Source organism: Cytophaga sp. (assembly GCF_051961495.1).
Taxonomy (GTDB): domain Bacteria; phylum Bacteroidota; class Bacteroidia; order Cytophagales; family Cytophagaceae; genus Cytophaga.
The window spans coordinates 1-2,364 of the sequence record NZ_JBQCDF010000072.1 but is presented as its reverse complement, the minus strand read 5'-3'; the positions used below and the strand labels follow the sequence as shown (position 1 = coordinate 2,364).

The window sequence follows — 2,364 nt, the reverse complement described above, 5'->3', positions numbered from 1 at the left end:
CCCGTTCCCGCAGTTACCCTGACGGCGCCGTTGAATAATGCCGTATATACGGAAGGAGATAATATTACAGTGAATGCCACGGCAACCATCACAAGCGGCAGTATCAGCAAGGTAGATTTTTATAACGGCACAACATTGCTTGGCACCGATGCCACAGCCCCTTATACGTATACAGTCACAGCAGCCGCAGCAGGTAATTATACCATCACCGCGAAGGCCACCAGTGCAGCCAATGCCACCGGCACCAGCTCAGCAATCAATATACAGGTGGCAAAACCTGTTTACCAGACGGGCTCAGCCCCAACAATCGATGGTACGGTTGAAGGCCTGTGGAATAATTATGGTTCATCAACCATCGGTAAAACGATCAGCGGCACGGTAAGCTCATCTTCGGATCTGTCCGGTAACTGGAAAGCGATGTGGGATGCGAGTAACCTGTATGTGCTGGTTCAGGTGACAGACGATGTAAAACGCAACGATGGCGGCACGGATGTGTATAACGATGATAACGTAGAGATCTATATAGACATGGGTAACACGAAAGGGACTACCTATGGCAGCAATGACCAGCAGTATACGTTCAGATGGAACGATGCGACCTCGGTGTATGAGATCAACGGCCATTCGGTAGCCGGTATCAGCCGGGCAATCACCAATACAGCAAGCGGCTACATTGTAGAGGTAAGCCTTCCGTGGTCAACGATGGGCGGCACGGCCTCTGTGAATGCGCTTGAAGGCTTTGATGTAATGATCAACGACGACGATGATGGCGGAGCGCGAGATGGCAAACTGGCGTGGATGGCCACTACAGATGACACGTGGAGCAATCCGGGCCTGATGGGTACAATAATATTAAAAGGATTGAACTGCACGGCACCGACAGCATCAATCACCACAAGTACATCGACGAGCTTCTGCCAGGGCGGCAGTGTAGTATTAAATGCAGGCAGCGGAACGGGTTACAGTTACGTATGGAAGAACGGTACGACACCGATAGCAGGAGCGACCTTGTCCACGTATACAGCAAGTGCAGCAGGCAGCTATACGGTAACGATCACCAACAGCGGCGGCTGTTCAGCGACCTCTACAGCGACAGCAGTAACGGTAAATGCCTTGCCAGTGATTACCCCTTATGCACAGCAGGATGGCGGCGCATGGAATCAAAGCAGTACAGCCACGGTATGTGCCGGCAGTACGGTGGTACTGGGTCCGCAGCCGACGGTAAATACAGGCTGGAGCTGGACAGGTCCGAACGGATATGCAGCATCGACAAGAGAGATAACGCTTTCAACGATAACAACAGCACAAGCAGGCGCCTATACGGCCAGCTATACAGACGGCAATGGCTGCAAGGCCAGTTCCGCTTATACGGTTACGGTAAATGCACTGCCAACAGCAACGATTACGACCACGACACCCACGGCCTTCTGCCAGGGCGGCAATGTGGTACTGACAGCAGGTGCAGGAAGTTCATACAAATGGTTTAATGGAACCGCACAGGTTGGAACAAATTCAACCTTTACAGCAACAGCAGCGGGTTCATACAGTGTAGAAGTAACCAATGCAAATAACTGCAAGGCGACTTCAGCAGCAACGGTAGTAACGGTGAATGCAATACCAACAGCAACGATTACAACAACGACACCAACGGCCTTCTGTTCAGGCGGCAGTGTGGTACTGACAGCAAGTGCAGGTTCATCTTACAAATGGTTTAATGGCACAACAGCCATTACAGGAGCTACAGCACAGACCTATACAGCAACAGCAGCGGGTTCATACAGTGTAGAAGTAACCAATGCAAATAACTGCAAAGCAACTTCAGCAGCTACAACTGTAACGGTCAATGCACTGCCAACAGCAACAATCACGACCACGACACCAACGGCCTTCTGTTCAGGCGGCAATGTGGTACTGACAGCAGGTGCAGGAAGTTCATACAAATGGTTTAACGGCACAACAGCCATTACAGGAGCTACAGCGCAGACCTATACAGCAACAGCAGCGGGTTCATACAGTGTAGAAATAACCAATGCAAATAACTGCAAAGCAACTTCAGCAGCAACAACTGTAACAGTAAATGCACTACCAACAGCAACGATCACGACCACGACACCAACGACCTTCTGTCAGGGCGGCAGTGTAACCTTAAATGCCAATACCGGAACAGGTCTAAGCTACCAATGGTATAACGGCACAAATGCTACCGGTACGGGAGCAGCCTCCTTGTCTTTATATGTAAGTTCAGGCTCCTTCACAGTAAAAGTTACTGATGCAAACGGTTGTGCTTCCACTTCAGCTCCTGTAACAGTAACAATCAATCCATTACCGAATGCACCGGCGGTAACAACTCCTGTAACCTACTGC

The 2,364-nt window shown here is 50.4% G+C and carries 1 protein-coding gene; it reads left to right on the top strand.

The genetic code is table 11. The annotated features are described in order from the left end of the window. Window positions 1–2,364, top strand: a 2,364-nt coding sequence (locus tag ACTHJT_RS03345; protein WP_440236366.1) for a sugar-binding protein, incomplete at both ends; no start/stop codon positions are given.